Here is a 1,893-nt window from a genome sequence, read left to right on the forward strand (position 1 = left end):
CGGCGGCGTCGAGCGCGTCGGCGGCGGCCAGCAGCACGGCGTCCTTCGCGGCCCGGGTCAGCGGTCGCACGGCGCGCGCGGCCTCCCGGGCCCGGCGACAGGCCTCGAGCACGCGGTCGCGCACGGCGGCGTCGGGCACGGTCTGCGGACGCTCGCTGGTCGGGGCGCTCATGCCGCCAAGCCTACGGGCGGGGGGTATCGGCGCACAGGCCCGTTCGCCGCCCGCGGACACATCGCTGAGGCCCTGGTGCCCATGGGCTGCCGCACCGTTCCATGGGCTTGCACGCCCATCGAACGGTGCGCCAGCCGACTTCACGTGGCTCGCGGGCGCCCCGGCGAGGGCTCGGCGGGGGCGGTGGGGCTAGAAGGGGGTGACGCCGGCGGCGACGAGCGGGGACGCCGGGCGGCCGGCGCCGCGGGCGTGCACGGTGTCGCGGTCGAGCACCTCGAGGCCGACCACCCGCCAGCTCGGCAGGCCGCAGCTGGCCCGGTGGTCGCCCCACAGGCGCAGGGCGAGCGCGGCGGCGTCGTCGACGTCCTCGGCCTCGTCCCAGTAGCGCAGCTCGGCGCGCTCGCCGTCGTAGCGCACCGAGAGCATGAACGGGCGCTCCATGACGAGCCGGTCGAGCGCGAGACGCAGGGCGTCCGGCTCGCAGGCGTCACCGGCCACCGTGAGCGTGACGTGCCACAACGGCATCGCCTCACCCCCGGCCGTCAGGTCGACGTCGACGAGCACGCAGCCTCCTCAGGTCTGGTGGCGCAGCAGCACCAGGTCGTCGCGGTGGACGACCTCGCGCTCGTACGCCGGTCCGAGCTCGCGGCCGAGCTCACGGGTGGAACGACCCAGCAACCCGGGCAGCTCCTTCGCTGCATATTGGATCAGTCCGCGGGCGACGGCGTGACCGTTTTCGTCAACCAGGTCGACCGGGTCCCCCGCGGCGAACTCGCCGTCGACCCCCGTGACACCCGCCGGGAGCAGCGACATCCGACGCTCGACGACGGCCGCGACGGCCCCGGCGTCGAGCCGCACGCGGCCGCGCGGACGGGTGGCGTGGGCCAGCCAGAGCAGCCGGCTGGCGCGGCGCGAGCCGGTGGGCGCGAACCAGGTGCCGACGTCGTCGCCGGCCAGCGCCTCGGGCAACCGGTCGACCGCGGTGAGCACGGTGCCGATGCCCGCCGTGGTGGCGATGGAGGCGGCCTCCACCTTCGTCACCATGCCGCCGGTGCCGACCCGGCTGCTGCTGCGGCCCAGCACGACGCCCTCGAGGTCGGCCGGGCCGCGCACGACGTCGAGCCGCCGGGCGCCCGGCGTGCCGGGGGCGCGGTCGTACAGCGCGTCGACGTCGGTCAGCAGCACCAGCGCGTCGGCGTGCACCAGGTGCGCGACGAGCGCCGCCAGCCGGTCGTTGTCTCCGAACCGGATCTCGTCGGTGGCCACGGTGTCGTTCTCGTTCACGACGGGCACCACACCGAGCTGCAGCAGCCGCCCGAAGGTGCGGCGGGCGTTGGCGTAGTGCGTGCGCCGGATGACGTCCTCGGCGGTCAGCAGCACCTGCCCGACGCGCAGGTCGTGGCGCAGGAACGAGGTGGTGTAGCGGGCCATCAGCCGGCCCTGGCCGACGCTGGCGGCGGCCTGCTGGGTGGCGAGGTCGCGCGGGCGCCGATCGAGCCCGAGCGGCTCGAGGCCCGCCGCGATCGCGCCGGACGAGACCAGCACCACCTCGGTGCCGCGCCCGCGCGCCGCGGACAGCGCGTCCACCAGCGCGCCGACCCGGTCGTCGTCGATGCGCCCGTCCGGGCGGGTCAGCGAGCTCGAGCCCACCTTGACGGCGACCTGGGCGGCGTCGGCGAGCGCCGCGCGGCCCGCCGTCGCCCTAGCCATCGCGGCCCGGG

The 1,893-nt window shown here is 76.5% G+C and carries 2 protein-coding genes; both read right to left on the minus strand.

The window, feature by feature from the left end; all coding sequences use genetic code 11:
- Positions 1–361: 361 nt before the first annotated feature.
- On the minus strand, positions 362–736 hold the full coding sequence (locus ACYVI6_RS18605; protein ID WP_460447779.1) for a hypothetical protein: 375 nt from the start codon (positions 734–736) through the stop codon (positions 362–364).
- A 9-nt stretch (positions 737–745) separates the two neighbouring features.
- Positions 746–1,882 (minus strand): glutamate 5-kinase, encoded by a 1,137-nt coding sequence (gene proB, locus ACYVI6_RS18610; RefSeq protein ID WP_460447780.1) that lies wholly within the window; start codon positions 1,880–1,882, stop codon positions 746–748.
- Between the last annotated feature and the right edge of the window lie 11 nt (positions 1,883–1,893).

This window comes from Angustibacter aerolatus (assembly GCF_054776675.1).